This is a genomic window from Spirillospora sp. NPDC029432, from assembly GCF_040703975.1.
Lineage (GTDB): Bacteria > Actinomycetota > Actinomycetes > Streptosporangiales > Streptosporangiaceae > Spirillospora.
The window spans coordinates 62,882-86,655 of the sequence record NZ_JBEZWH010000031.1 but is presented as its reverse complement, the minus strand read 5'-3'; the positions used below and the strand labels follow the sequence as shown (position 1 = coordinate 86,655).

At 73.6% G+C, this 23,774-nt stretch carries 23 protein-coding genes; 20 read left to right on the top strand and 3 right to left on the bottom strand.

The window, feature by feature from the left end; genetic code table 11:
* Positions 1-48: 48 nt before the first annotated feature.
* A complete protein-coding gene (locus AB0881_RS23925; RefSeq protein ID WP_366620020.1) occupies positions 49-2,439 on the bottom strand; it encodes a DNA topoisomerase IV subunit A in 2,391 nt (796 codons plus the stop codon).
* Between the two features lie 95 nt (positions 2,440-2,534).
* Here AB0881_RS23925 and AB0881_RS23920 point away from each other — a divergent pair, with 95 nt between their 5' ends.
* The 4 genes from AB0881_RS23920 to AB0881_RS23905 all read left to right on the top strand — a co-directional run bounded on the left by AB0881_RS23920 (position 2,535) and on the right by AB0881_RS23905 (position 6,440).
* The gene (locus AB0881_RS23920) at positions 2,535-3,698 is read left to right on the top strand and encodes a lactate 2-monooxygenase (RefSeq protein ID WP_366620018.1); all 1,164 of its coding nucleotides are present in this window, start codon (positions 2,535-2,537) and stop codon (positions 3,696-3,698) included.
* 210 nt (positions 3,699-3,908) lie between these two features.
* Positions 3,909-4,556, top strand: a complete 648-nt coding sequence (locus tag AB0881_RS23915) for an ABC transporter ATP-binding protein (protein WP_366620016.1) — start codon at positions 3,909-3,911, stop codon at positions 4,554-4,556.
* 130 nt (positions 4,557-4,686) lie between these two features.
* Complete coding sequence (locus tag AB0881_RS23910) at positions 4,687-5,838, top strand: histidine kinase (protein ID WP_366620014.1); 1,152 nt, start codon at positions 4,687-4,689, stop codon at positions 5,836-5,838.
* Positions 5,835-6,440, top strand: a complete 606-nt coding sequence (locus AB0881_RS23905) for a response regulator transcription factor (protein WP_366620012.1) — start codon at positions 5,835-5,837, stop codon at positions 6,438-6,440. Before AB0881_RS23910 ends, AB0881_RS23905 begins: the two co-directional genes overlap by 4 nt.
* Positions 6,441-6,540: 100 nt before the next feature.
* Here AB0881_RS23905 and AB0881_RS23900 read toward each other — a convergent pair whose 3' ends face one another.
* Both AB0881_RS23900 and AB0881_RS23895 read right to left on the bottom strand, forming a co-directional pair.
* Entirely contained in the window at positions 6,541-7,107 is a 567-nt protein-coding gene (locus tag AB0881_RS23900) for a hypothetical protein (RefSeq protein ID WP_366620010.1), read from the bottom strand.
* Positions 7,108-7,194: 87 nt separating this feature from the next.
* On the bottom strand, positions 7,195-7,680 hold the full coding sequence (locus tag AB0881_RS23895) for a hypothetical protein (protein ID WP_366620008.1): 486 nt from the start codon (positions 7,678-7,680) through the stop codon (positions 7,195-7,197).
* Positions 7,681-7,851: 171 nt separating this feature from the next.
* Between AB0881_RS23895 and AB0881_RS23890 the strand changes: the two genes are divergently transcribed.
* The 16 genes from AB0881_RS23890 to AB0881_RS23815 all read left to right on the top strand — a co-directional run bounded on the left by AB0881_RS23890 (position 7,852) and on the right by AB0881_RS23815 (position 23,544).
* On the top strand, positions 7,852-9,060 hold the full coding sequence (locus AB0881_RS23890; protein WP_366620006.1) for a sensor histidine kinase: 1,209 nt from the start codon (positions 7,852-7,854) through the stop codon (positions 9,058-9,060).
* Complete coding sequence (locus AB0881_RS23885; RefSeq protein ID WP_366620004.1) at positions 9,048-9,695, top strand: response regulator transcription factor; 648 nt, start codon at positions 9,048-9,050, stop codon at positions 9,693-9,695. The genes AB0881_RS23890 and AB0881_RS23885 overlap by 13 nt, the downstream gene beginning before the upstream one ends.
* Complete coding sequence (locus AB0881_RS23880; protein ID WP_366620002.1) at positions 9,692-10,519, top strand: DUF4097 family beta strand repeat-containing protein; 828 nt, start codon at positions 9,692-9,694, stop codon at positions 10,517-10,519. Before AB0881_RS23885 ends, AB0881_RS23880 begins: the two co-directional genes overlap by 4 nt.
* A 343-nt stretch (positions 10,520-10,862) precedes the next feature.
* Positions 10,863-11,933, top strand: coding sequence for an ATP-binding cassette domain-containing protein (locus AB0881_RS23875; RefSeq protein ID WP_366620000.1), 1,071 nt, complete (start codon positions 10,863-10,865; stop codon positions 11,931-11,933).
* Positions 11,930-12,586 (top strand): methionine ABC transporter permease, encoded by a 657-nt coding sequence (locus AB0881_RS23870; protein ID WP_366619999.1) that lies wholly within the window; start codon positions 11,930-11,932, stop codon positions 12,584-12,586. Before AB0881_RS23875 ends, AB0881_RS23870 begins: the two co-directional genes overlap by 4 nt.
* Before the next feature lie 51 nt (positions 12,587-12,637).
* The gene (locus tag AB0881_RS23865; RefSeq protein WP_366619997.1) at positions 12,638-13,447 is read left to right on the top strand and encodes a MetQ/NlpA family ABC transporter substrate-binding protein; all 810 of its coding nucleotides are present in this window, start codon (positions 12,638-12,640) and stop codon (positions 13,445-13,447) included.
* A gap of 92 nt (positions 13,448-13,539) precedes the next feature.
* Positions 13,540-14,502: an STM4015 family protein gene (locus AB0881_RS23860; RefSeq protein ID WP_366619995.1), complete on the top strand. Its 963-nt coding sequence runs from the start codon at positions 13,540-13,542 to the stop codon at positions 14,500-14,502.
* 22 nt (positions 14,503-14,524) lie between these two features.
* Positions 14,525-15,493, top strand: coding sequence for an STM4015 family protein (locus AB0881_RS23855; RefSeq protein ID WP_366619993.1), 969 nt, complete (start codon positions 14,525-14,527; stop codon positions 15,491-15,493).
* Positions 15,494-15,575: 82 nt separating this feature from the next.
* Positions 15,576-16,505 (top strand): STM4015 family protein, encoded by a 930-nt coding sequence (locus AB0881_RS23850; protein ID WP_366619991.1) that lies wholly within the window; start codon positions 15,576-15,578, stop codon positions 16,503-16,505.
* A gap of 25 nt (positions 16,506-16,530) precedes the next feature.
* Positions 16,531-17,469 (top strand): STM4015 family protein, encoded by a 939-nt coding sequence (locus AB0881_RS23845; protein ID WP_366619989.1) that lies wholly within the window; start codon positions 16,531-16,533, stop codon positions 17,467-17,469.
* Positions 17,470-17,526: 57 nt separating this feature from the next.
* Entirely contained in the window at positions 17,527-18,471 is a 945-nt protein-coding gene (locus AB0881_RS23840) for an STM4015 family protein (protein WP_366619988.1), read from the top strand.
* A 31-nt stretch (positions 18,472-18,502) separates the two neighbouring features.
* Positions 18,503-19,441, top strand: a complete 939-nt coding sequence (locus AB0881_RS23835; RefSeq protein WP_366619987.1) for an STM4015 family protein — start codon at positions 18,503-18,505, stop codon at positions 19,439-19,441.
* Positions 19,438-20,523 carry an STM4014 family protein gene (locus AB0881_RS23830; RefSeq protein ID WP_366619985.1) on the top strand — a complete coding sequence of 362 codons (1,086 nt, stop codon included), beginning with the start codon at positions 19,438-19,440 and terminating at the stop codon, positions 20,521-20,523. Before AB0881_RS23835 ends, AB0881_RS23830 begins: the two co-directional genes overlap by 4 nt.
* Complete coding sequence (locus tag AB0881_RS23825; RefSeq protein WP_366620021.1) at positions 20,520-21,311, top strand: STM4013/SEN3800 family hydrolase; 792 nt, start codon at positions 20,520-20,522, stop codon at positions 21,309-21,311. Before AB0881_RS23830 ends, AB0881_RS23825 begins: the two co-directional genes overlap by 4 nt.
* Complete coding sequence (locus AB0881_RS23820) at positions 21,308-22,597, top strand: STM4012 family radical SAM protein (RefSeq protein ID WP_366619983.1); 1,290 nt, start codon at positions 21,308-21,310, stop codon at positions 22,595-22,597. The genes AB0881_RS23825 and AB0881_RS23820 overlap by 4 nt, the downstream gene beginning before the upstream one ends.
* On the top strand, positions 22,597-23,544 hold the full coding sequence (locus tag AB0881_RS23815; RefSeq protein WP_366619982.1) for an STM4011 family radical SAM protein: 948 nt from the start codon (positions 22,597-22,599) through the stop codon (positions 23,542-23,544). The genes AB0881_RS23820 and AB0881_RS23815 overlap by 1 nt, the downstream gene beginning before the upstream one ends.
* The last annotated feature ends 230 nt before the right edge of the window (positions 23,545-23,774 follow it).

The window sequence follows — 23,774 nt, the reverse complement described above, 5'->3', positions numbered from 1 at the left end:
TGTGCATCTCAAAGGGACCTGGGTACTCATCGGTAGTAGCGACAAGGTTCAATGGCACGGCACCGCCTTATCACTATGGGGACGAAAGGCAGGACCGGCGGCGGTGGCGGCCTTGACCGGGGCCGGACCCGCCCACGCCATGATCAGGGTGTCCACGCCCTTGAGGAACCGGTGCGAGCGGACGCCGCCGGTCGCGCGGCCCTTGGCCGGGAAGTCGGCGTAGTCGGTGACCTTGATGGCGCCGGTCTGGGTGCCGGGCAGCGCCGACGAGGAACCGGAGATCGTCACGACCCGGGACTCGCGGGACGGGTCCAGCGCGCCGAACCAGATCACGCGGGCGCCGGCCGCCAGCTTGATCCCGGCCATGCCCCCGGCCGCGCGGCCCTGCGGGCGGACGTTGGACGCCGAGTAGTGCAGCAGCTGCGTGTCGTTGGTGATGAACACCAGGTCGTCGTCCTCGGCGACGGTGACGGCGCCGACCACCTGGTCGCCCTCCTTGAGGGTGATGACCTCGAACTCGTCGCGGTTGGGCGGGTAGTCGGGCACGACGCGCTTCACCACGCCCTGCTCGGTGCCCAGCGCGAGCGAGCCGTCCATCGAGCTCAGCCCGACGATCCGCTCGTCCGGTTCGAGGTCGACGTACTCGGTGATCGGGGCGCCGCCGGCCAGCGACGGCGGCGCGGCCGAGCGCGGCAGCGTCGGCAGGTCGATCACCTCGACGCGGATCATCCGGCCCGCCGAGGTGACCGCGCCGACCTGGGCGCGGGCGCTGGCCCGCACGACCGAGACCAGCACGTCGTGGTTGGCGCGGGCGCCCTCGGTGGCCAGCGGCTCGGCGTCGTGCGTGCGGGCCATCAGGCCGGTGGACGACAGCAGCACCAGGCAGGGCGTGTCCTCGACCTCCAGCGGCACGGCGGCGGCCGCGGTCTGGCCGGACGCCTCCAGCAGGACGGTGCGGCGCGGCGTGGAGAACTCCTTGGCCACCTCGCCCAGCTCCTTGGAGACCAGGTTGCGCAGCTTCTTCTCCGACTCCAGGATCGCGGTCAGCCGCGCGATCTCCTTGGTGAGCTGCTCCTTCTCCTTCTCCAGCTCGAGCCGGTCGTAGCGGGTGAGGCGGCGCAGCGGGGTGTCGAGGATGTACTGCGCCTGGATCTCCGACAGCTCGAAGATCTGCATCAGCCGCTGCTTGGCCTGGGCCGCGTCGTCGCTGTCGCGGATGACCTGGATGACCTCGTCGATGTTGAGCAGCGCGACCAGGATGCCCTCGACCAGGTGCAGCCGGTCCTCGCGCTTCTTGCGGCGGTGCGCGGAACGGCGCCGCACGACGTCGATGCGGTGGTCGACGTACACCTGGAGCAGGTCGCGCAGGCCCAGCGTGCGCGGCTGGCCGTCGACCAGCGCCACGTTGTTGATGCCGAACGACTCCTCCATCGGCGTCAGCCGGTAGAGCTCGGCCAGCACCGCCTCGGGGTTGAAGCCGTTCTTGACCTCGATGACCAGCCGCAGGCCCACGTTGCGGTCGGTGAGGTCCTTCAGGTCGGAGATCCCGTTGATCTTCTTGTTGTTGACCAGCTCCTTGATCTTCGCCTTGACCCGCTCGGGGCCGACGGCGTACGGGAGCTCGCTCACCACGATGCCCTTGCGGCGGGCCGAGACGTTCTCGATGGTGCAGGTCGCGCGGGTCTTGAACGTCCCGCGGCCGCGCTCGTAGGCGTCACGGATGCCGTCCAGGCCGACGATCCGGCCGCCGGTCGGCAGGTCGGGGCCGGGCACGAACCGCATCAGGTCGTCGAGCGTGGCGTCCGGGTTGTCGATCAGGTGCCGGGCCGCGGCGATCACCTCGCCGAGGTTGTGCGGCGCCATGTTGGTCGCCATCCCGACCGCGATCCCGGACGCGCCGTTGACCAGCAGGTTGGGGAACGCGGCGGGCAGGACCTCGGGCTCGGTCTCCTGGCCGTCGTAGTTGGGCCGGAAGTCGACGGTGTCCTCGTCGATCGACGACACCATCAGCATCGCCTCGCGGGTCAGCCGCGACTCGGTGTACCGCATGGCGGCGGGCATGTCATCGCCGCCGAGCGAGCCGAAGTTGCCGTGCCCGTCGACCAGCGGCATCCGCATCGCCCAGGGCTGCGCCATCCGCACCATCGCGTCGTAGATCGCGCTGTCGCCGTGCGGGTGCAGCTTGCCCATCACCTCGCCGACCACGCGGGCGCACTTGACGTGCCCGCGGTCGGGGCGCAGTCCCATCTCGTTCATCGAGTACAGGATGCGGCGCTGCACGGGCTTGAGGCCGTCGCGCGCGTCGGGCAGTGCCCGCTGGTAGATGACCGAGTACGCGTACTCGAGGAAGCTGCCGCGCATCTCCTCCGAGACATCGACGTCGATGATGTTCTCTTCGAAGTCCGGCGGGGGAGGGGCCTGGGATCCGCGTCGTGCCATGTGGGACATTGTGGCGGGTCCTAGAGACAGATTCGCACCGGACGGCGGTCCGGCGCGCCGAAAGTCACCCTTCCGACATCTCCCCGGAGGTTCCGATGAGCCCGCTGGCCGACTTCCAGAACGAGATCTACCTGAAGGGGCTCGGCGACGTCCTGCCCGAGCTGCCCACGGACCTGACCAGGCTGGAGGCGCTGGCGGAGGCGCGGCTGTCGGCGCGCGCGTTCGGGTACGTGGCGGGCTCGGCCGGCAGCGAGTCGACCGCGCGGGCCAACCGGGCGGCGTTCGAGCGGCGCCGGATCGTGCCGCGGATGCTGCGCGACGTCGGCCACCGCGACCTCTCGGTGGAGGTCCTGGGGACGCCGATGCCGGCGCCGGTGCTGCTGGCGCCGATCGGCGTCCAGTCGATCTTCCACCCGGAGGGCGAGCTCGCGGTCGCGCGGGCGGCGGCGGCGTGCGGGCTGCCCATGGTGCTGAGCACGGCGGCCTCGTTCACGATCGAGGAGGTCGCCGCCGCGAACGGGGACGGCCCGCGCTGGTACCAGCTGTACTGGCCCAAGGACCGGGACCTCGCGGTCAGCTTCCTGGAGCGGGCGAAGGCGGCGGGCTACACGGCGCTGGTGGTCACGCTCGACACGTTCACGATGGCGTGGCGGCCCCGCGACCTCGACCAGGCGTACCTGCCGTTCCTGCGCGGGATCGGGACGGCCAACTACTTCACCGACCCGGTCTTCCAGAAGGCGATCGGCGGGCCGGTCACCGACGCCAACCGCGACACCGCGATCCTGCACTGGGTCGCGAACTTCGGGAACCCCACGCTGACCTGGGACGACCTGGTCTTCCTGCGCGAGCACTGGGACGGCCCGATCGCCCTCAAGGGCATCCAGCACCCCGACGACGCCCGGCGCGCCGTGCACGCGGGCATGGACGGCGTGATCGTGTCCAACCACGGCGGCCGCCAGGTGGACGGCGCCATCGCCTCCCTGGACGCGCTGCCGCGCATCGTGGAGGCGGTCGGGGAGCAGGCCGCGGTGCTGTTCGACAGCGGCGTGCGGACCGGGTCCGACGCGGCCAAGGCGCTGGCGCTGGGCGCGCGGGCGGTGCTGGTCGCGCGGCCGTACGCCTACGGGCTCGCGCTGGGCGGCGAGGCGGGCGTCCGGCACGTGCTGCGCTGCCTGATGGCCGAGCTGGAGCTGACCATGGCCCTGTCGGGCCACCGGACCCCCGACGAGCTGACCCCGGAGATCCTCCAGGAGGTCTGACGCCCGGCAGGTTCTTACGAACCGCGAACGTACCGCTCCGACCAGGGCCGGAGCGTTCCCGGCCGGGCTAGCCTCCGAATACCGGCGATCTTGGTCCGGGGCGCGGAGACGACCCCATGACGGATGTCATGGGCGCGCCCTGAGGAAGTCCCGGCGCACTCCTGACGCCCGTGACTGCAAGCCCCCGCCGGACGGCGCGAGCATGGAGGCATGGGCGTGAACGTGATCGAGGTGCGGGGGGCAGGGGTCCGGTTCGGCCGGCGGGAGGCCGTGCGCGGCGTCTCGTTCGCGGTGGGCGAGGGCGAGATCTGCGCGCTGCTCGGTCCCGCGGGGGCCGGGAAGACGACGCTGCTGGAGGTCGCCGCGGGGATGCGGCGGCCGTCGTCCGGCGAGGCGCGGGTGCGCGGGGCCGACCCGTACGAGGACCGCGCGGCGCTGCGCACGGGCGCCGTCTGGCGCGAGGGCGGGCTGTTCCCGGGGCTGACCGCCGGGGAGGTCGTCGACACCTGGCGGCGCTGGACCGCCGATCCGATCACGCGGGACGAGGCGCTGCGCGCGACCGGCCTCGGCGGCCACGAGGACGTCCCGTTCGAGCGGCTGAGCCCACGCGGGCAGCGCCTGCTGGACCTGTCGCTCGCGCTGGTCGGGCGCTCCGACGTGCTCTTCCTGGACGAGCCGTCGGCGGGCCTGGACGCGGCGGGCGCCCGGAAGATCCGTTCGGTGCTGCGGGAGCTGGCGGGGACCGGCGTCACGATCCTGCTGGCCACCCGCGACCCGGACGAGGCGGCGGCCGCCGACCGCACCGTCGTCCTGGACCGGGGGAGCGTCGCGGCGCCCGCCCCGCCTTGGGCGGCGTGACCGCCGGGAGGCCGCGCGGTTGTCGTCCTGAACAACGGTCGCGGTGATCCTGGCGGGGCCCTTCGCCCGTATCCGGGGGCGTACGTACTCTTGGGTCCACCCCAGCGCCCAGGCGGAGGCAGGCAGGCCCGTGCAGCCCAGGATCCCGCGTCCCACCGGCATCGCCCTGATCATCGTGGCGATGACGCTGGTCACCCTGGCGGGCTACATGCTGCCCGCGCTCTGGTACGAGCTGTTCGAGCGGCACGACTACGGGCGCGCGGCATTGGGCGCGCTGTCCACGGCGGCGGTGTTCGCCCTCTACGGGCGGCTGCTCTGGTTGAACCTGATGCGCCGTACCGTCCCGGCGCACCGCGCGGGGCTGGCGGCCATCGCCGCGGTCTGCTGGGCGCTGGCGGCGTTCATGGACGCGAAGGCCGGGTGGGGGAACGCGCTGGTCCTGCCCGCCGGGCTCATCGCCGTGGTGCTCCCCGTGCGGGAGGCCGTCGCGGCCGCGGCGGCGGCGACCGTCCTGACGCCCGCGTACGGCCTGCTGCTCGGGCTGCCCGCGCTGAACATCCTCTACCAGGCGCTGGGGATCCCGCTGGCGGCGTTCTCCGGGTACGTGACCGTCTGGCTCTTCCACGTGGTCCAGGAGCTGCGGGAGGCGCGGGCCGAGCTGGCCCGCTCGGCCGTGGGCGAGGAGCGGCTGCGCTTCGCGCGCGACCTGCACGACGTCCTCGGCCACAGCCTCCAGGCCGTCGCCCTGAGGGCCGAGGTCGCCGAACGGTTCGTGGAGCGCGACCGGGAGCGCGTCCGCAAGGAGCTGGTCGAGATCCAGCGGATGGCGCGCGACTCGGTACGGGACGTGCGCGAGGTCGTCCGCGGCTACAGGGCGACGTCCCTGCGCACCGAGCTGGAGGGCATGTCGGCCGTGCTGCGCGCGGCGGGCATCCGGTGCGAGCCCCCGGAGATCTCGCCCGACCTGCCCGCGCACGTGCACGAGCCGCTCGGGTGGGCCGCCCGGGAGGCCGCCACCAACGTGCTGCGCCACAGCGGCGCCACCTGGTGCATGATCACGGTGTGGTCGGACGGCGAGCGCGTCTGGCTGGAGATCGGCAACGACGGCGCCGGCCGCCGGGTCGAGGGGACCGGCAGCGGGCTGGCCGGGCTCGCCGAGCGGATCGCTGCGGCGGGCGGCGAGTTCACCGCCGGGCCGGTCGGCGACGGCACGTTCCGGCTGGCGGCGGCCGTGCCGGTGGTGCCCGCCGTACCGGCGGGGCCGGTGGAGGGAGTGGCGTGATCCGCGTACTGCTGGCCGACGACCATCTGCTGATCCGCGAGGCGCTCGTCCTGCTGCTGGGCACCGAGGAGGGCATCGAGGTCGTCGCCGACGTCGGCCGCGGCGACGAGGCCGTGGACCGGGCGCTGAGCCTGAAACCGGACGTCGCGGTGCTCGACATCGACATGCCGGGCCTGGACGGGCTGGCCGCCGCCGAGCGGCTGTCGGCGGCGCTGCCCGGCTGCCGGCTGGTGATCGTGACGGCGCACGGCCGGCCCGGCAACCTGCGGCGGGCGATGGCCGCCGGGGTGCGCGGCTTCCTCGGCAAGGACGCCCCGGGCGCGCGGCTGGCGGAGGTGATCCGGCAGGTGGCGGCCGGCGCGCGGTACATCGACCCGCAGCTGGCGGCGGACGCGCTGGCCGCCGAGGAGTGCCCGCTGACGCCGCGCGAGCTGGACACGCTGCGCGCCGCCGCCGACGGCGCCCCGGTGGCGCGGATCGCGCGCTCGCTGGGCCTGTCGGAGGGGACCGTGCGCAACTACCTGTCGGCGGCGGTCACCAAGCTCGGCGCCGACAACCGGCACGCGGCGGTGCGCGCCGCCCGCGACTTCGGCTGGCTCTGACGGCCGCCGCCGCGACGGCGGGAACGGCCACCCGGCCAGGCGGGGACGGCCGGGCAGGGCCGGGCGCGGACGCTCGGGCGGAACGATCAGGCGGGGACGGTCACGCGCGGGCGAGGACGCCGTCGATGCTGAGGGTCTCCAGGACGGACCCGTCGGCGTCCAGCGCCTCGATGGCGGGGGCGCGGCGGGCGCCCCACACGACGGCCGTGTGGCCGTGCGGCGGCACCGCGAGCAGGCGCTTGCCGACGCGCAGGTGGGTGACGTCGGCCGACACCCGCAGGCGCACCTGGCTGACCCACTTGGCGCCCCAGGGCAGGAGCCGGTTGGCGTTGCGGACGGTACGGCCCCACCCGTACCGCTGGAGGTGGCCGCCCAGCTCGTCGGCCGACCGGCGGGCGAGGGGCTCGTCGATGGCGCAGCCGCCACCGCCGCCCAGCTCCATCCACTCGCCGTCGCGGCGGTGGAACGTCCAGCCCTCGATGAACGGCGGAACGTTCCCGGCAGCCGTCCGCGGGAGCCGCAGGAACGTGACAACGGCGATGTCGCCGTCGACGTCGAGGCCGAGCGGGAGGAACTCCAGGCCGCCGTCACCGCCGGCCGGGGCGGCCTCGGGCAGGCCGTCCTGGAGCAGCCGCAGGCACTCCGCGTGCACCTCGTTGTCGTTCATGTGGCGGGGACCTCGTGATCGTGCAGGCAGGGGGAAGGGCCCTCCCGCAGCGAGGGCCCTACGTCGGATTCACTCTAAAGGTCTGGGTCACCATGTTTCATCCGTCTCCTTGCACTCCCTGTCACCACGCGCGGCCGGGGTTCCCTCCAGACCGCGGACGGCGACGAGGGCGCACTGCGCGGCGGCGGGCAGCCCGGCCCCCAGCGCGAGGGCGATGGCGAGCGCCCGGCCGTCCTCGCCGGCGGTCGCCACGTCGAACCAGGCGTCCATGACCAGCAGCCCCGCGGTGGCCGCCGCGGTCAGCGTGTGACGGTTATCACCCCTGGCCAGCAGTACTCCGGTGCTCACCAGCCCGGCGGCGATCACCGCGTCCAGCCCGATCCAGGCCACCGCCCAGTTCGACACCTGCGCGGTCTCCGGAAGGCGGACCGCGAGCACGCCCATCCAGGGGACGAGCGCGGCGCCGCCGGCCACCAGGCTCCACGCCGTCCAGCGGGTGCGGTCGGTCCTCCATGGGCGCGGCAGGGCGCGCAGGCGCGGGAGCGGCCGGGTGCGGGGCGCGGTCGGAACCATCGGGTCTCCTCGGGAAGGCGCGCCTCGGAGGGAGGGCGTGCTCCAAGCCTTCCGGAGCCCGGCGTCACCGTCTGTAGCACGAGAGTCCGTTCCGGGGGTGGCACCAGGTACAGCCCCGGCCTGGTGCGCGCCGTATGGTCATGCCCCATAGCAGGGCAATACGGTTTGCCCATGGCATCCGTCTCCCTGCTGCGGCGTGCCCGCGTGCACGCTCCGTGGTCGGCCGCGGCGTGGCGGGACACCGTGTTCACCGCGTCCGGGGTGCCGCTGCAACTGGCCGCCTGGACGATGGTCGGCCTGCCCTGGACGCTCTGGGAGCCGGACGCCCCGCCCGCGGTCCTGCTGGCCTCCGTCGTCCCGGTCGCGGCCGTGGCGGTGCTGGTCTTCCCGCTGGCCACGGCGCAGCGCGAGCGCTGCTGGGCGATGCTCGGCCTGCGCGTCGCCGCGCCCCGCGAGCGGACCCTGGCCGCGATGGGGCGCCCGCTCCGCTACCACCTGCTCGCCGGACCGGCGCTGGCCTGCGGCGGGCTGCTGGTGATCCTCGCCTGGGCCGGCGGGCTCGGACTGTCGGCGATCATGGCGTACGGGTGGACGCTGCCGTCGGCGGACCCGTTCCTGTACGGGCTCCTCACCCTGGCCGGCCTCGTCCTGCTCGCCGCCGCGCCCTGGCTGGCCGCGGCCGTCCGGCGGCTGGACGCCCGGGCCGTCGCGGCGCTGCTCGGCCCGGACCGCGCCGAGGAGCTGGAGCGCCGCGTCGAGGACCTGGCCGAGAAGCGCGCCGGGGTCGTCGACGCCGCCGACATCGAGCGCCGCCGGATCGAGCGCGACCTGCACGACGGCGCCCAGCAGCGGCTGGTGTCGCTCGCGATGAACCTCGGCCTGGCCCGCGAGACGCTGACCGGCGTCCCGGACCCGGCCATGCGGGTGATCGTCGAGGCGCACGAGGAGGCCAAGGAGGCGCTGGCCGACATGCGCGCGCTCATCCGCGGCCTGCATCCGGCCGTGCTGGAGGACCGCGGGCTGGACGCGGCGCTGTCGGGCGTCGCCGCCCGCGTCCCGCTGCCGGTGCGGCTGCGCGTCGACGTCCCCGTCCGCGCGTCCTCGACCGTCGAGGCCGTCGCGTACTTCGTGGTCTCCGAGGCCCTCACCAACGTGGTCAAGCACGCGCGCGCGTCCGCCGTCGAGATCGACGTCGAGCGGCGCGGCGACGTCCTGCGCGTGCGGGTCGCCGACGACGGGGTGGGCGGCGCCGACCCGGCCGGCGGCTCCGGGCTGGTGGGGCTGGGGCGGCGGGTCGGGTCGGTGGACGGTACGTTCCGGATCGTCAGCCCCGCCGGAGGGCCGACCACCGTCACCGTGGAGCTGCCGTGCGCATTGTGATCGCCGAGGACTCGGTCCTGCTGCGGGCCGGGCTGATCAAGCTGCTGGAGACGGCGGGGTTCGCGGTCCCGGCGGCGGTGGGCGACGCCGACGCGCTGCTGGCCGCGGTGGAGGAGCACCGCCCGGACGCGGCGATCGTGGACGTGCGGATGCCGCCGGCGTTCACCGACGAGGGCGTGCGGGCGGCGCTGGTGATCCGGCGGCAGTGGCCCGAGGTGGCGCTGCTGCTGCTGTCGCAGTACGTGGAGGAGCGGTACGCCGCCGACCTGCTGGCCACCAACACCAGCGGCGTCGGCTACCTGCTCAAGGACCGGGTCGCGGACGTGTCGGCGTTCCTGGACGCGCTGCGCCGGGTCGCCGCCGGCGGCACGGCGCTGGACCCGGAGGTGGTCGCCCAGCTGCTGCTGCGCCGCGCCAGCGACCCGCTCGAACGGCTCACCCCGCGCGAGCGGGACGTGCTGGGGCTGATGGCCGAGGGCCGCTCCAACGCGGGCGTGGCGGCCGCGCTGGTGATCAGCGAGAGCGCGGTCGCCAAGCACATCAACGGGATCTTCGCCAAGCTCGACCTGCCGCACGCCGAGGGCGACCACCGGCGGGTGCTGGCCGTGCTGCGGTTCCTGGGCGGCGGCGCGTGACCGGCGCGGCGGGCCCGGCGAGCCCGGCGGGCGGGGCGGGGGAGCGGCGGCGCGGCATCTGGGTGGCGCTGGCGATCGCGACCGCCGCCGTCGTGGTGCTCCCGGCCGGCCTGTACGCCTGGGGGACGGCGATCCGCCGCACCGCGTCGGTCACCGACACCTACCGCCGCCCGGTCACCGACGTCGAGATCGACGCGGGCGGCGCGCGGGTGACGGTCGGGCCGGGCGAGGCCGGCCGGGTACGGGTGGTCGCCCGGCTGAGCTGGGCGCTGCACCGGCCGCGGGTGGAGCGGATCTGGGCGGGCGAGCTGCTGCTGATCAGGTACGAGTGCGAGACCGACGGGTGGACCTACCCGGGCCTCCGGTGCGACGCGGACATCGACGTCCAGGTGCCGCAGGGGGTGCGGGTGCGGGCGCAGTCGGGCTCCGGGCCGCTCCGCCTCCGCGGGCTCGGCGGGGACCTGCGGCTGGAGACCAGGTCCGGCACCGTCGAGCTGGCCGACGTGCGCGGCCGGATCTGGGCGCGGGCGGGCTCCGGCGAGATCACCGGCAGGGGCCTGGCCGCGCCCTCGGTGGAGGCCGAGGTCGGCTCGGGGCGGCTCGACTTCGCGTTCGCGTCGCCGCCCCGGTACGTGAAGGCGTCGGCCGGGTCGGGGGCGGTGCGGGTGACCGTCCCGAACGGCTCGTACTACCGGGTGGGGGCCGAGGCCGGCTCGGGCCGGGTGCGGATCGATCCCGCGCTGAACGACCGCTCGTCGCCGCGGGCGATCGTGGCCAAGACCGGTTCCGGGGCGCTGACCATCGGTTATCCCGCGGACCGCTGAACGGCGCCGGGATTTGCGTCATTTGCGTGCGGCGGGTTTACTGATGACATGACCGCCGTACGCCGCCGCCCCCTGTGTCGCCTGCGCGCCCCGCAGACGATGGGCCGCCGCGCGCGCGACCGGCGAATGTGTGAGCGCTGAGGGCCCCCGACCGCAGAGCCTCGCGCCCCGAAGCGAGTCCCGCCGACCCCGCCTGCCGCACATGATCTTCGAGCGCCACCTGCTGAGCCACGCGCCGTTCCCGCCCGGCCTGTCCTGAACGCGCCCGCTCGCCCCGCCACCGTCCCGTTCGTCCGGGCCCGGCCGCCCATGGCCCGCCCGCATGCCCACGGAATGATTTCCTGTGATCCAGATCAATGAACTGAGGAAGGTCTACCGCGCCCGAGGGCGCGCCGTGACCGCCGTCGACGGCGTCGACCTGTCCGTGCGCGAGGGCGAGGTCTACGGCGTGCTCGGCCGCAGCGGCGCCGGCAAGAGCACCCTGCTGCGCTGCGTCAACCTGCTCGACCGCCCCGACACCGGCCGGATCGTGGTGGACGGCCAGGACCTGCTGTCACTGAGCGGCGGCGAGCTGCGCGCCGCCCGGCAGCGGATCGGCATGATCCACCAGCACTTCGGGCTGCTGTCCAGCCGCACCGTCGCCGGGAACGTCGCGTTCCCGCTGGAGGTCATGGGCGTGCCCCGCAAGGAGCGCGCCGGCCGCGTCGCCGAGCTGCTGGACCTCGTCGGCCTCGCCGAGCACGCCGGCGCGTACCCGGCGCAGCTGTCGGGCGGCCAGAAGCAGCGCGTCGGCATCGCCCGCGCGCTCGCCGGGCGGCCCAAGGTCCTGCTGTCGGACGAGGCCACCTCCGCGCTCGACCCCGAGACCACCGCCTCCATCCTGGAGCTGCTGCGCGACCTCAACCGCAGGCTCGGCCTGACCATCCTGCTGATCACCCACGAGATGGACGTGGTCAAGCGGATCTGCGACTCGGCCGCGATCATGCGCGCGGGCCGGATCGTCGAGTCCGGCCCGGTCCGCGACCTGCTGCTGCGCCCCGGCTCGGAGCTGGCCCGCGACCTGCTGCCGCTGCCCGCGCTCGACCCGGCCGCGAGCGGCACCACCGTCGTGGACGTCACGTTCGAGGGCGACAGCGCCGACCGGCCGTTCGTGTCCTCGCTCGCGCGCACCTACTCGATCGACGTGAACATCCTCGGCGGCGCGGTCGAGGAGATCGCCGGCACCCGCATCGGCCGGCTGCGCATCGAGCTGCCCGGCGACCCCGACGTCAACGCCGCCCAGCTCGCCCACCTGCGCGAGGCCGGGCTGGCCGTCGAGGTGCGCACCCCCGCCACGCCCGGCGCGTCCGACACAACGGGCACGTCCGGCACGGCCACTACGTCCACCGTCGGCAAGGAGGCGTCGCTCTCATGACCTGGGACGAGATGCTGCCGCTGCTTCGGCAGGGCAGCCTGGAGACCCTCCAGATGACCGTCTGGTCGACGCTGTTCACCGCGATCGGCGGGATCCTCGTCGGCGTGCTGCTGGTGATCACCGACCGGGACGGCCTGCTGCCGTCGCGGCCGGTCAGCGCCGCCCTCGGGCTCGTCGTCAACGTCGGGCGGTCCATCCCGTTCATCATCCTGATGATGGGGATCATCCCGTTCACCCGGCTGGTGGTCGGCACCTCGATCGGCACCACGGCCGCGATCGTCCCGCTGACGGTGTCGGCGATCCCGTTCTACGCCCGGCTGGTCGAGACCGCGCTGCGCGAGGTCGAGCCCGGCACGGTCGCCGCCGCCCGCGCGATGGGCGCGTCCCGTACCGAACTGGTCCGCAAGGTCCTGCTGCGCGAGGCCCGCCCCGGGCTGGTCGCCGGACTGACCGTCACCGTGATCGCGCTGATCGGCTACTCGGCCATCGCCGGCGCGGTCGGCGGCGGCGGCCTCGGCGACCTGGCCGTCCGGTACGGCTACCAGCGCTTCGAGACCACGATGATGATGGCGATCCTGGTGCTGCTGGTGCTGCTGGTGGCGATCATCCAGCTGGCCGGCGACCTGTGCGTCCGGCGCCTCACGCACAAGTGACCGCCCCCTAGACCTTCACGCAACACATCCACACCCAGAAAGGCACTTGTCGTGCTGCGCAAGATATCTGTCGCCATCGCGTCCGCCGGGCTGCTCCTCGGCCTGTCGGCCTGCGGCGGCTCCGCCGCCGAGGACGACTCGACCCTGACCGTCGGCGCCACCTCCGTCCCGCACGCGGAGATCCTGAACTACGTCAAGAAGGACCTCGCGGGCAAGGCCGGGATCAAGCTGGAGATCAAGGAGTTCAGCAACTACGAGCAGCTGAACCCCGCCCTCAACGACGGCCAGCTCGACGCCAACTACTTCCAGCACCGCCCGTACCTGGCCGAGTCCAACCAGAAGAGCGGGCAGAAGCTGGAGTTCGTCGCGGGCGTCCACCTGGAGCCGCTGGCCGTCTACTCCAAGAAGGTCACCAAGCTGCAGGACCTTCGCCAGGGCGCCACGGTCGCGCTGCCCAGCGACCCGTCCAACCTGGCCCGCGCGCTGAACCTGCTCGCCGCCAACGGCGTCATCACGATGAAGCAGGGCGCCGGCGAGACCGCCACCGAGAAGGACGTCGCGAGCAACCCCAAGGGGATCGAGTTCCGCCCGACCGACGCCGCCGCGCTGCCCCGCCAGCTCGCCGACGTCGACGCCTCGGTGATCAACGGCAACTACGCCCTCGAAGGCGGCCTCACCCCCGCCAAGGACGCCCTGGCCAGCGAGAAGCCGGAGAACAACCCGTACGTCAACGGGCTGGTCACCAAGGCCGAGACCAAGGACGACGCGCAGGTCAAGAAGCTCGCCGAGCTGCTGACCGGCCCCGAGGTCAAGAAGTTCATCCAGGACAAGTACCAGGGCTCGGTGCTCCCCGCCGCCTGACGTACGGTCCGCCCCTCCGGCCGCCCGGGACGCTCCACCGAGAATGTCCCGGGCGGCTGATATGACTCCTTCCGTCATCCGGAAGGGGTCCCATGGGCGTTCACGAGCACCTCACCGTCTACGACGGCCGGGCGGTCGTCGACTTCGACCCGGAGCTCGGCGAGCTCTGCGCGACCGGTCCCGAACTCGTCCGCGAGCTCGACCTCGCCTGGCCGGTGCCCCCCGAGCCCGCGTGGCGCGTGAGGACGTACTACGACGGGCCGGCGTTCGACGAGGTCTTCGCGGAGTTCCTCGACGCCGTCGACGCGGCCCGGGTGACGCACCTCGTCATCGGTTTCTACGGCTCCCGGGGCGATTCCTTCGCCGACCCGGTCGAGCTGCTCGTGGACGCCGCCGGCCGCCTGCCCCGCCTGCGGGCCCTGTTCCTCGGCGACATCGTCTCCGAGGAGCATGAGATCTCCTGGATCCCGCAGAGCGACATCACCCCGCTCTTCGCCGCCTTCCCCGGCCTGGGACGCCTGGACGTGCGCGGCGGCCGCGGGCTCGCGCTCCGCCCGGTCTCCCATGAGTCGCTCAGGATGCTGCGCCTGGAGAGCGGCGGCCTGCCCCGCGAGATCGTCCGGGCCGTCCACGAGAGCGACCTGCCGTCCCTGGACCACCTGGACCTGTGGCTCGGCTCCCCCGCGTACGGCGGCGACGCGCGGATCGAGGACCTGCGGCCCATCCTGGACGGAGCGCGCCTCCCCGCGCTGCGCCACCTCGGCCTGGAGGACAGCGAGATCCAGGACGAGATCGCCCAGGCCGTCGCGGGCGCCCCGATCGTGGCCCGGCTGGAATCGCTCAGCCTGGGCCTGGGCCTGCTGACCGACACCGGCGCCGAGGCTCTGCTGTCGGGCCAGCCGCTCACCCATCTGGAACTGCTCGACCTGCGCCACCACTACCTCAGCGACGCGATGATGGACCGGCTCGAGGACGCGCTGCCCGACACCGAGGTGGACCTGGACCGCGCGCGCGACCCCGAGGACGAGTGGCGCATGATCGCCGCCGCCGAATGAGCTTGCACCCGGAAGGAAACCCATGGGCATCTACCAGCACCTCACCACGTTCGCGGGACGGCCGATCGCCGACCTGAGCCCGGACCCGGACGCGGACCCGGACGAGAGCGTCGAGCTCTCCGGCGAGGACGGGAAGGACGGCGCCGCGCGCTCGCCGAGGAAGGCGTACCGGCTGGCGGGCGCGTTCGAAGGCGTCCCGTTCGACGAGATCCTCGACGCGTTCCTGGACGGCGCGGACTGCTCCGCGGTGACGCATCTGGTCATCGGCTACTGGGGCGCCTCGTACGACGACGGCGCCGCCGACCCGACCGCGCTGCTGGTGGCGGCCGCCGACCGGCTGCCCTCGCTGGAGGCGCTGTTCATCGGCGACATCGTGGGCGAGGAGTCGGAGATCTCCTGGATCGAGCAGTCCGACATCACCCCGCTGTTCGAGGCGTTCCCCAGGCTCGCGCATCTGGAGGTGCGCGGCGGGACGGGGCTGAAGCTGAGCCCGGTCAAGAGCGACGTGCTCAGGACGCTGCGGTTCGAGGCCGGCGGGCTGCCCGGCGCGGTCGTCCGCGCCGTCGGCGACAGCGACTTGCCCGCGCTGGAGCACCTGGACCTGTGGCTCGGCGTCGGCGACTACGGCGGCGACGCGCGGATCGAGGACCTGGCCGCCATCCTCGGCGGCGCCCGGCTGCCTTCGCTGAAGCACCTCGGGCTGGAGAACAGCGAGATCCAGGACGAGATCGCGCGGGCGGTCGCGGGCGCCCCGATCGTGGCGCGGCTGGAGTCGCTCAGCCTCGCCATGGGCGCGCTGACCGATCCGGGCGCCGAGGCGCTGGTCGCCGGGCAGCCGCTCACCCACCTCAAGCGGCTGGACCTGCACCACCACTACCTCACCGACGCGACCATGGAGCGCCTCCGCACGGCCTTCCCCGGGGTCGAGGTGGACCTGGACGAGCAGGACGAGGCGGAGGACGACTGGGTGTACGTCGCCGTGTCCGAATGAGTCCGGAAATGCGGGCGTTCGTCGGCGGCGGCCGCGGTCCTGCTGGTAGGACGGGTCCCGACGATCATTCCGAGGGGGTCCTGTGACGATCAACGAGCATATGACGGAGTACGCCGGACTGCCGGTCTTCGAGTTCGAGGGCCCCGCCGACGGGCTGCCGGAGCCGGGCGCGGTCGCCTGGCGGCTGACGCACGACGAGGACGAGGACGGCCGATTCGGCCTGCTCTTCAAGGACTTCCTCGACGCCGTCGACACCGAGCGGGTCACGCACCTGGTGGTCGGCTGCTGGTCGGTCACGCTCAGCCCGGCGGACCCGTACCCGCCGGACCTGCTGATCGGGGCCGCGCACCACTTCCCCGCGCTGCGGTCGCTGTTCTTCGGCGACATCGTGCTGGAGCAGCAGGAGATCTCCTGGATCGAGCACGACGACATCACGCCGCTGCTGGAGGCGTTCCCGGCGCTGGAGCGCCTCGACGTGCGGGGAAGCGCCGGCCTGGTGCTGAGGCCGTTCCGCAGCGAGGCCCTCAGGACGCTGCGGTTCGAGTCCGGCGGGCTGCCGTCGGAGATCGTCCGGGCCGTGGCCGCGAGCGAGCTGCCCGGCCTCAGGCACCTCGACCTGTGGCTCGGCGCCCGCGCCTACGACGGTGACGTGGGGGAGGCCGACCTGGCGGAGATCCTGGCCGGCGACCGGCTCCCGGCCCTGCGGCACCTCGGGCTGGAGAACGCCGAGATCGCGGACGAGGCCGCCGCCGCGCTGGCCGGCGCGGCGGTGGTGGCGCGGCTGGAGTCGCTGAGCCTGGCCAAGGGCATCCTCAGCGACACCGGCGCGGAGGCGCTGCTCGCCGGCCAGCCGCTCACCCACCTGAAGCGCCTCGACCTGCACCACCACTTCGTCACCGAGCCGATGCGGGACCGCCTGCGCGCCGCCCTGCCCGGCGTCGACATCGACCTCTCCGAGCCGCACGGAAGCGGCCACGAGCCGGAGTGGAGCTACATCTACGTCGCCGAATGATCGTTCCGATCCGAAAGACTCCATGATGAACGAGCATCTGACCGAGTTCGCCGGCCTGCCGGTCGCCGAGTTCGCGTCGGCGGGGGCCGCCGTCCGGGCGGCGCCGTCCGAGGTGGCCTGGGCCGTCCGGGAGGAGGAGGGGTTCGACCGCGACCTCGACCGCTTCCTGCGGAGCGTGGACACCTCCCAGGTGACGCACCTGGTGGTGGGCTTCTGGGGGTACGACGGGGATCCGGTGGAGATCCTCGCCGCCGCCGGCGGCCGGCTGCCGAACCTGCGGGCGCTGTTCCTCGGCGACATCCTGGACCAGGAGCTGCACATCTCCTGGATCCGGCTGGGCGACCTCACGCCGCTGTTCGAGGCGTTCCCCGGCCTGGAGCGCCTGGAGGTCAGGAGCGGGGAGAACCTGAACCCCGGCGAGGAGGGGCCGCTGTTCGCGCCCATGCGCAACGACCGGCTGCGCGTGCTGCGGTTCGAGTCGGGCGGGCTCCCCGGCGCGCTGGTGCGCAGCGTGGCCGCGAGCGACCTGCCCGCCCTGGAGCGCCTCGACCTCTGGCTCGGCACCCGGGCGTACGGCGGCGATTCCACCCTCGGCGACCTCGCCCCCGTTCTCACCGGTGAACGCCTGCCCGCACTGCGCGACCTCGGCCTCCGGAACTGCGACTTCCAGGACGAGATCGCCGCCGCACTCGCGTCCGCGCCGGTCGTGGCGCGGCTGGAGACGCTCGGCCTCGGCATGGGCACGCTGTCCGACCGCGGCGCGGAGTCGCTGCTCTCCGGGCAGCCGCTCACCCATCTGAGCACGCTCGACCTGGAGTACCACCACCTGTCCGAGCCCATGATGGAGCGGCTGCGCGCCGCGCTGCCCGGCGTCCGGGTCGAACTCCGGATGGCGCAGGGCGCGGCCGAGTGGGACGGCGAGGATTCGTGGGCCGCCTCGATGTACATCGCGGTCTCGGAATGAGGTCCCCTGCCCCGTACCGCCGTCGCCGCACGCCCCCCTGAGGATTCCGGAGAGCCGATGAACGACGACCATCTGACCGAGTTCGCCGGGCTGCCGGTGGTGGCCTTCACCACCGACACCCGGCCGGACGATCCGCAGCCGCCCGCCGGTGAGGCCGCCTGGGCGGTGCGGGGCGACTGGAGCGGCGAGCCGTACCGCGATGTCTTCGCGCGTTTCATGGACGCGGTCGACACCACTCGGGTGACCGCGCTGGTGATCGGCTTCTGGGGCTTCGACGGCGCCGACGGGAAGGGCGCCCGCGCGCTGGTCGAGGCCGCCGCCCGCTTCCCGAACCTCCGCGCCGTCTTCCTCGGCGACATCCTGGACGAGGAGTACCACATCTCCTGGATCCAGCACGACGACATCACGCCGCTGGTGGAGGCGTTCCCGGAGCTGGAGCGGCTGGAGGTGCGGGGCGGCCTCCATCTGGGGCTGAGCCCGTTCAGCAACCCGAACCTGAAGGTGCTCCGGTTCGAGTCGGGCGGGCTCGACGCCGAGATCGTACGGGCGGTCACGGCGAGTGAGCTGCCTGCCCTGGAGCGGCTCGACCTGTGGTTCGGTGACCCGCAGTACGGGGGTGACGCGGAGATCGGCGACCTGGCCCCGATCATGACCGGCGAGCGGCTGCCCGCGCTCCGCCACCTGCACCTCTGCAACAGCGTCTTCCAGGACGAGATCGCCGCGGAACTCGCGTCCGCGCCGGTCGTGGCGCGGCTGGAGACGCTCGGGCTCGGCATGGGGCTGCTCACCGACCGGGGCGCCGAGGAGTTGCTGGCAGGTCAGCCGCTCACCCATCTGAGCACGCTCGACCTGGAGTACCACTACCTGTCCGAGCCGATGATGGAGCGGTTGCGCGCCGCGCTGCCCGGCGTCCGGGTCGCCCTCGGCCAGGCCCAGGGCGCGGCCGAGCTGGACGAGGACGACCTGTGGGACACGGAGATGTACGTCGCGGTGGCCGAATGACGTTCCGCCACCGGACCCGGAGGGCCGCACGTTGATCGATGAGCATCTGACCGAGTTCGCCGGGCTGCCGGTGGTGGCCTTCACCCCCGACACCGGGCCGGACGATCCGCTGCCGCCCGCCGGTGAGGTCGCCTGGGCGGTGCGGGGCGACTGGAGCGACGAGTCGTACCGCGATGTCTTCGCGCGTTTCATGGACGCGGTCGACACCACTCGGGTGACCGCGCTGGTGATCGGCTTCTGGGGCTGGGACGACGTGGACGGCCTCGGCGCGAGCACGCTGGCCGAGGCCGCCGACCGCTTCCCGAACCTGCGCGCGGTGTTCGTCGGCGACATCCTGGACGAGGAGTACCACATCTCCTGGATCCCGCACGGCGACATCACGCCGCTGGTGGAGGCGTTCCCCGGGCTGGAGCGGCTGGAGGTGCGGGGCGGCCTCGGGCTCGTCATGGAGCCGTTCCGCAACCTGAACCTCAGGGTGCTGCGCTTCGAGTCGGGCGGGCTTCCCACCGAGGTCGTACGGGCCGTCGCGGCGAGCGAGCTGCCCGCCCTGGAACGGCTCGACCTGTGGTTCGGCGACCCGCAGTACGGGGGTGACGCGGAGATCGGAGACATCGCCCCGATCATGACCGGCGAGCGGCTGCCCGCGCTCCGGGACCTCGGCCTCCGGAACGGCGTCTTCCAGGACGAGATCGCCGCGGAGATCGCGTCCGCGCCGGTCGTGGCGCGGCTGGAGACGCTCGGCCTCGGCATGGGGATGCTGTCCGACCGGGGCGCGGAGTCGCTGCTCTCCGGGCAGCCGCTCACCCATCTGAGCACGCTCGACCTGGAGTACCACCATCTCTCCGAGCCCATGATGGAGCGGCTGCGCGCGGCGCTGCCCGGCGTCCGGGTCGGACTCGGGCAGCCCCAGGACGGGTGGGACGAGGAGGACCTATGGGTCACCGCGATGTACATCGCGGTGTCGGAATGACGTTCGCCGTCGTCGGGACGCCGGAGGACCGCCGGACCGGGTTCTTCGCCGCCGCGTGCCGGTCGGCCGGGCTCGCGGAGCCGCGGGTGGTCGCGTGGCGGGACGTGCTGCGCGGCACGGCGTTCGAGATCCCGCCGGGGGCGCTGCTGCGGATCGACTCGCCGGGGGAGGACGCCGGGGTGGACGCGCTGCTGCGCGGCCCCGGCGACCCGGCCCGGGTGGGCGGCGGCGCCCGGTGGTACGCCGCGTTCACCGCCGGGCTGGACCGCGTCGCCGCGGCGGCGGCCCGCGCGGGCGCCCGGACGCTGAACGACGTGGACGAGATCGCGGTGATGTTCGACAAGCGGCGCTGCCACGAGCGGCTGGGCGCCGCCGGCGTTCCCGTCCCGGACGCCCTTCCCGGCGTGACGTCGTACGGGGAACTGCGCGATCGGATGGCGTCGGCGCGGATGCACCGCGTGTTCGTGAAGCCCGCGCACGGCTCGTCGGCCGCCGGAGTGATCGCGCTCCAGACCGCGCCCGGCGGCCGGATCAGGGCGACGACGTCCGCGGCCCGCACCGGCGGCGGTTACACCAACTCGCTGCGCGTCCGCACGTACGAGACGGAGGCCGAGGTGGCGCACCTGGTCGGCGCGCTCGCGCCGGACGGCCTGCACGTCGAGCGGTGGGTGCCCAAGGCGGCGCTCGGCGGCCGCGTCCTCGACCTGCGGGTCGTGGTGATCGCGGGCGAGCCGTCCCATGCCGTGGTCCGCACGAGCCGTTCCCCCATGACGAACCTGCACCTCGGCGGCGCGCGCGGCGATCTCGGCGCGGTCCGGGAGGCGATGGGGGCGGACGGCTGGCGGCACGCCCTGGACGTGTGCGCGCGCGCCGCCGCCTGCTTCCCCGGCAGCCTCATGGTCGGCGTCGACCTGCTCGTCAAAATCGGCTGGCGGGGCTGCGCGGTCGGCGAGGTCAACGCGTTCGGCGATCTGCTGCCCGGCCTCACCGGCCTGCCCGGCACCGCCGCCGAGCGGCTGGACACCTACACTGCCCAGGTCAGAGCCGCCCTGCCCGGGAAGATCCCCGCATGCACGACATGAACGAGATCATCGGCAGCCATGATCTGCTGCTGGTGACGCTCGACACCCTCCGCCACGACGTGGCCGCCGAACTCGCCGCCGCCGGCGACACCCCGACGCTCGCCGCGCACCTCCCGGGCGGGCGGTGGGAGGAGCGGCACACGCCGGGCAGCTTCACGTTCGCCGCGCACACCGCCATGCTGGCCGGCTTCCTCCCGACGCCCGCCGGTCCCGGGCCGCACCCGCGGCTGTTCGCCGGCCGCTTCCCCGGCAGCGAGACGACGGCCCCCGGCACCTGGACGTACGACGCCGCCGACCTGCCCACCGCCCTCGCCGCGATCGGCTACCACACGGCCTGCGTCGGCGGCGTCGGCTTCTTCAACAAGCGCACGCCGCTCGGGTCGGTCCTGCCCGGCATGTTCGCCGAGAGCCACTGGGAACCGGAGTTCGGCGTCACCGACCCGGCCTCGCTGGAGCACCAGATCGACCGGGCGGCCGAGATCGTGGCCCGGCAGCCGCCCGGCCGCCGCCTCTTCCTCCTCCTGAACGTGTCGGCGCTGCACCAGCCCAACTGGTTCCACCTGGAGGGGGCCGGCCGCGAGCACGGCGACACCCGCGAGAGCCACGCCGCCGCGCTGCGCTACGTCGACCGGCACATCGGGCGGCTGTTCGCCCTCATGCGCCGCCCGACGTTCGCGATCGTCTGCTCCGACCACGGCACCGCGTACGGCGAGGACGGCCACACCGGTCACCGCCTGGGCCACGAGGTCGTCTGGACCGTTCCGTACGGGGAGTTCACTCTGCAATGACCGGACCATACGAGAGCCCATATGAGAGCTACGTCTACGCGTACCCGCACAAGACGGCGTACCGCCCTCTCGACCCGCGCCCCTCGCTGCGCGAGGTGTGGGCCGGGGAGGAACGCGACGCGCTCTTCCTCTACCTGCACGTCCCGTTCTGCGAGATGCGCTGCGGCTTCTGCAACCTGTTCACCAGGACGGGCGCGCCCGAGGAGCTGACCGGCGCCTACCTCGACGCGCTCGACCGCCAGGCGACGGCCGCGCTCGACGCGCTCGGCGACGCCGCGTTCGCCACGGCCGCGTTCGGCGGCGGCACCCCCACCTACCTGACGGCGCCCGAACTGGAGCGGCTCTGCGACATCGCCGCCCGCTTCGCCGGTCTCGGCTCCGTCCCGCTCGGCGTGGAGACGTCCCCGGCGACCGCCACCGCCGACCGGCTCGCCGTCCTGCGCGACCGCGGCGCCACCCGCGTCTCGATCGGCGTGCAGAGCTTCCTGGACGAGGAGGCCCGCGCCGCCGTCCGCCCGCAGAAGCGCGCCGAGGTGGACGCCGCCCTGGATCGGATCCGCGCCGCCGGGTTCCCCGTCCTCAACATCGACCTCATCTATGGCATCGCCGGCCAGACCCCCGCCACCTGGCTGCGCTCCCTGGACGCCGCGCTCGCCTGGCGCCCCGAGGAGCTGTACCTCTACCCCCTATATGTCCGCCCCCTCACCGGCCTCGGCCGCCGCCCCCGGGACTGGGACGACCAGCGCCTGGAGCTCTACCGCATCGGCCGCGACCACCTCCTGGCCGAGGGGTACGAGCAGGTCTCCATGCGGATGTTCCGCCTCCCCGGCACGGGCACGGGCGGCACGGAGTACTGCTGCCAGACCGACGGCATGGTCGGGCTCGGCTGCGGCGCCCGCTCGTACACGACGGAGCTGCACTACTCGTTCGAGTACGCGGTGGGCGCGACACCGGTACGCGCGATCATCGACGAGTACGTCCGGGAGACGGACTTCTCCACGGCCCGCGTCGGCTTCGCGCTCGACGCGGACGAGCGCCGCCGCCGCCACCTGATCCAGTCGCTCCTCCAGGCGGACGGCCTCGACCGCACCGCGTACAAGGAGCGCTTCGGCACCGACGCCGCCGACGACTTCGACCTCGCCCCGTTCGAGGAGCGGGGGCATCTCCACCGGGACGCGTCGGCCGTCCGCCTGACCCCCGAGGGCCTGGCGTACTCCGACGCCATCGGCCCCGCGCTGTTCTCCCGGCGCGTCCAAGAACTCATGGCCGCCTACGAGGCCCGCTGATGGACGGGACGGTCCCGCCGGCGGAGCATCTGACGATCCTGTACCGGGGGCCGCTCGCGAGCTGCGACTACGACTGCCCGTACTGCCCGTTCGCGAAGAGGCGCGACACCCCCGAGCAGCTGCGCGCCGACCGCGCCGCGCTCGAACGCTTCACCGCCTGGGTACGGGCACAGGACCACCCCGTATCGGTCCTGTTCACGCCCTGGGGCGAGGGACTCGTCCGCTCCTGGTACCGCCGCGCCCTCGTCGAGCTGAGCCACCTGCCCCACGTCGAGCGGGTCGCGATCCAGACGAACCTGAGCCACCGGACCGGCTGGACCGCCGACGCGGACCTCTCCACCCTCGCGCTCTGGACGACCTTCCACCCGGGCCAGGTGCCGTACGAACGGTTCCTCGGCAAGTGCCGGGAGCTGGCGGCGCGCGGCGTGCGGTTCAGCGTCGGCGTCGTCGGTCAGCCGGAGCACCTGGACGCGGCCAGGCGCCTCCGCGCGGACCTGCCGGAGCACGTGTACCTGTGGGTGAACGCCGCCGAGGGGCGCACCTACACCGACGCCGAGGCCGCCGACTGGACGGACCTAGACCCGCTCTTCGCCCACAGCCGCGAGCCCCACGCCAGCCGGGGCCTACCCTGCCGCACCGGCGACACCGTGGTCTCCGTGGACGGCGAGGGGACGGTGCGGCGCTGCCACTTCGTCCCGGCCGTGCTGGGCAACCTCTACGACGGGTCGTTCCGCACCCGTCTCAAGCCACGGCCGTGCCCCCTGGACGTGTGCGACTGCCATATCGGCTACGTACACCTGGAGCCGCTCGGACTGTACGACACGTTCCGGGAGGGCATCCTCGAACGCATTCCCCACCTGTCCCGCGCGAGCGGGAACGCGGGACCCGACAAGGCGCAACCCCCAAGGGAAGGCCGAAGCCTACTGCCTCGAAGCGGATGCCCGTAGCGAGGAACGAGCGAGGGCGCCCCACTCCAGGTGCCGCCCCCACAGGCATTCGACGGGGCCGAGAGGACCAAGGGCCCGCAGCCTCAGCGGGGGACGAGGGGGCGCAGCCCCCAGCGGGGGGTGCGGGGGGCGGAGCCCCCTGCCCCGGGGTGGGTGCCCGTAGCGAGGTACGAGCGGAGGGCGCCCGCGCCGGACGCGGGGGTGTGGGGGGTCGTCCCCCCACACGGCAC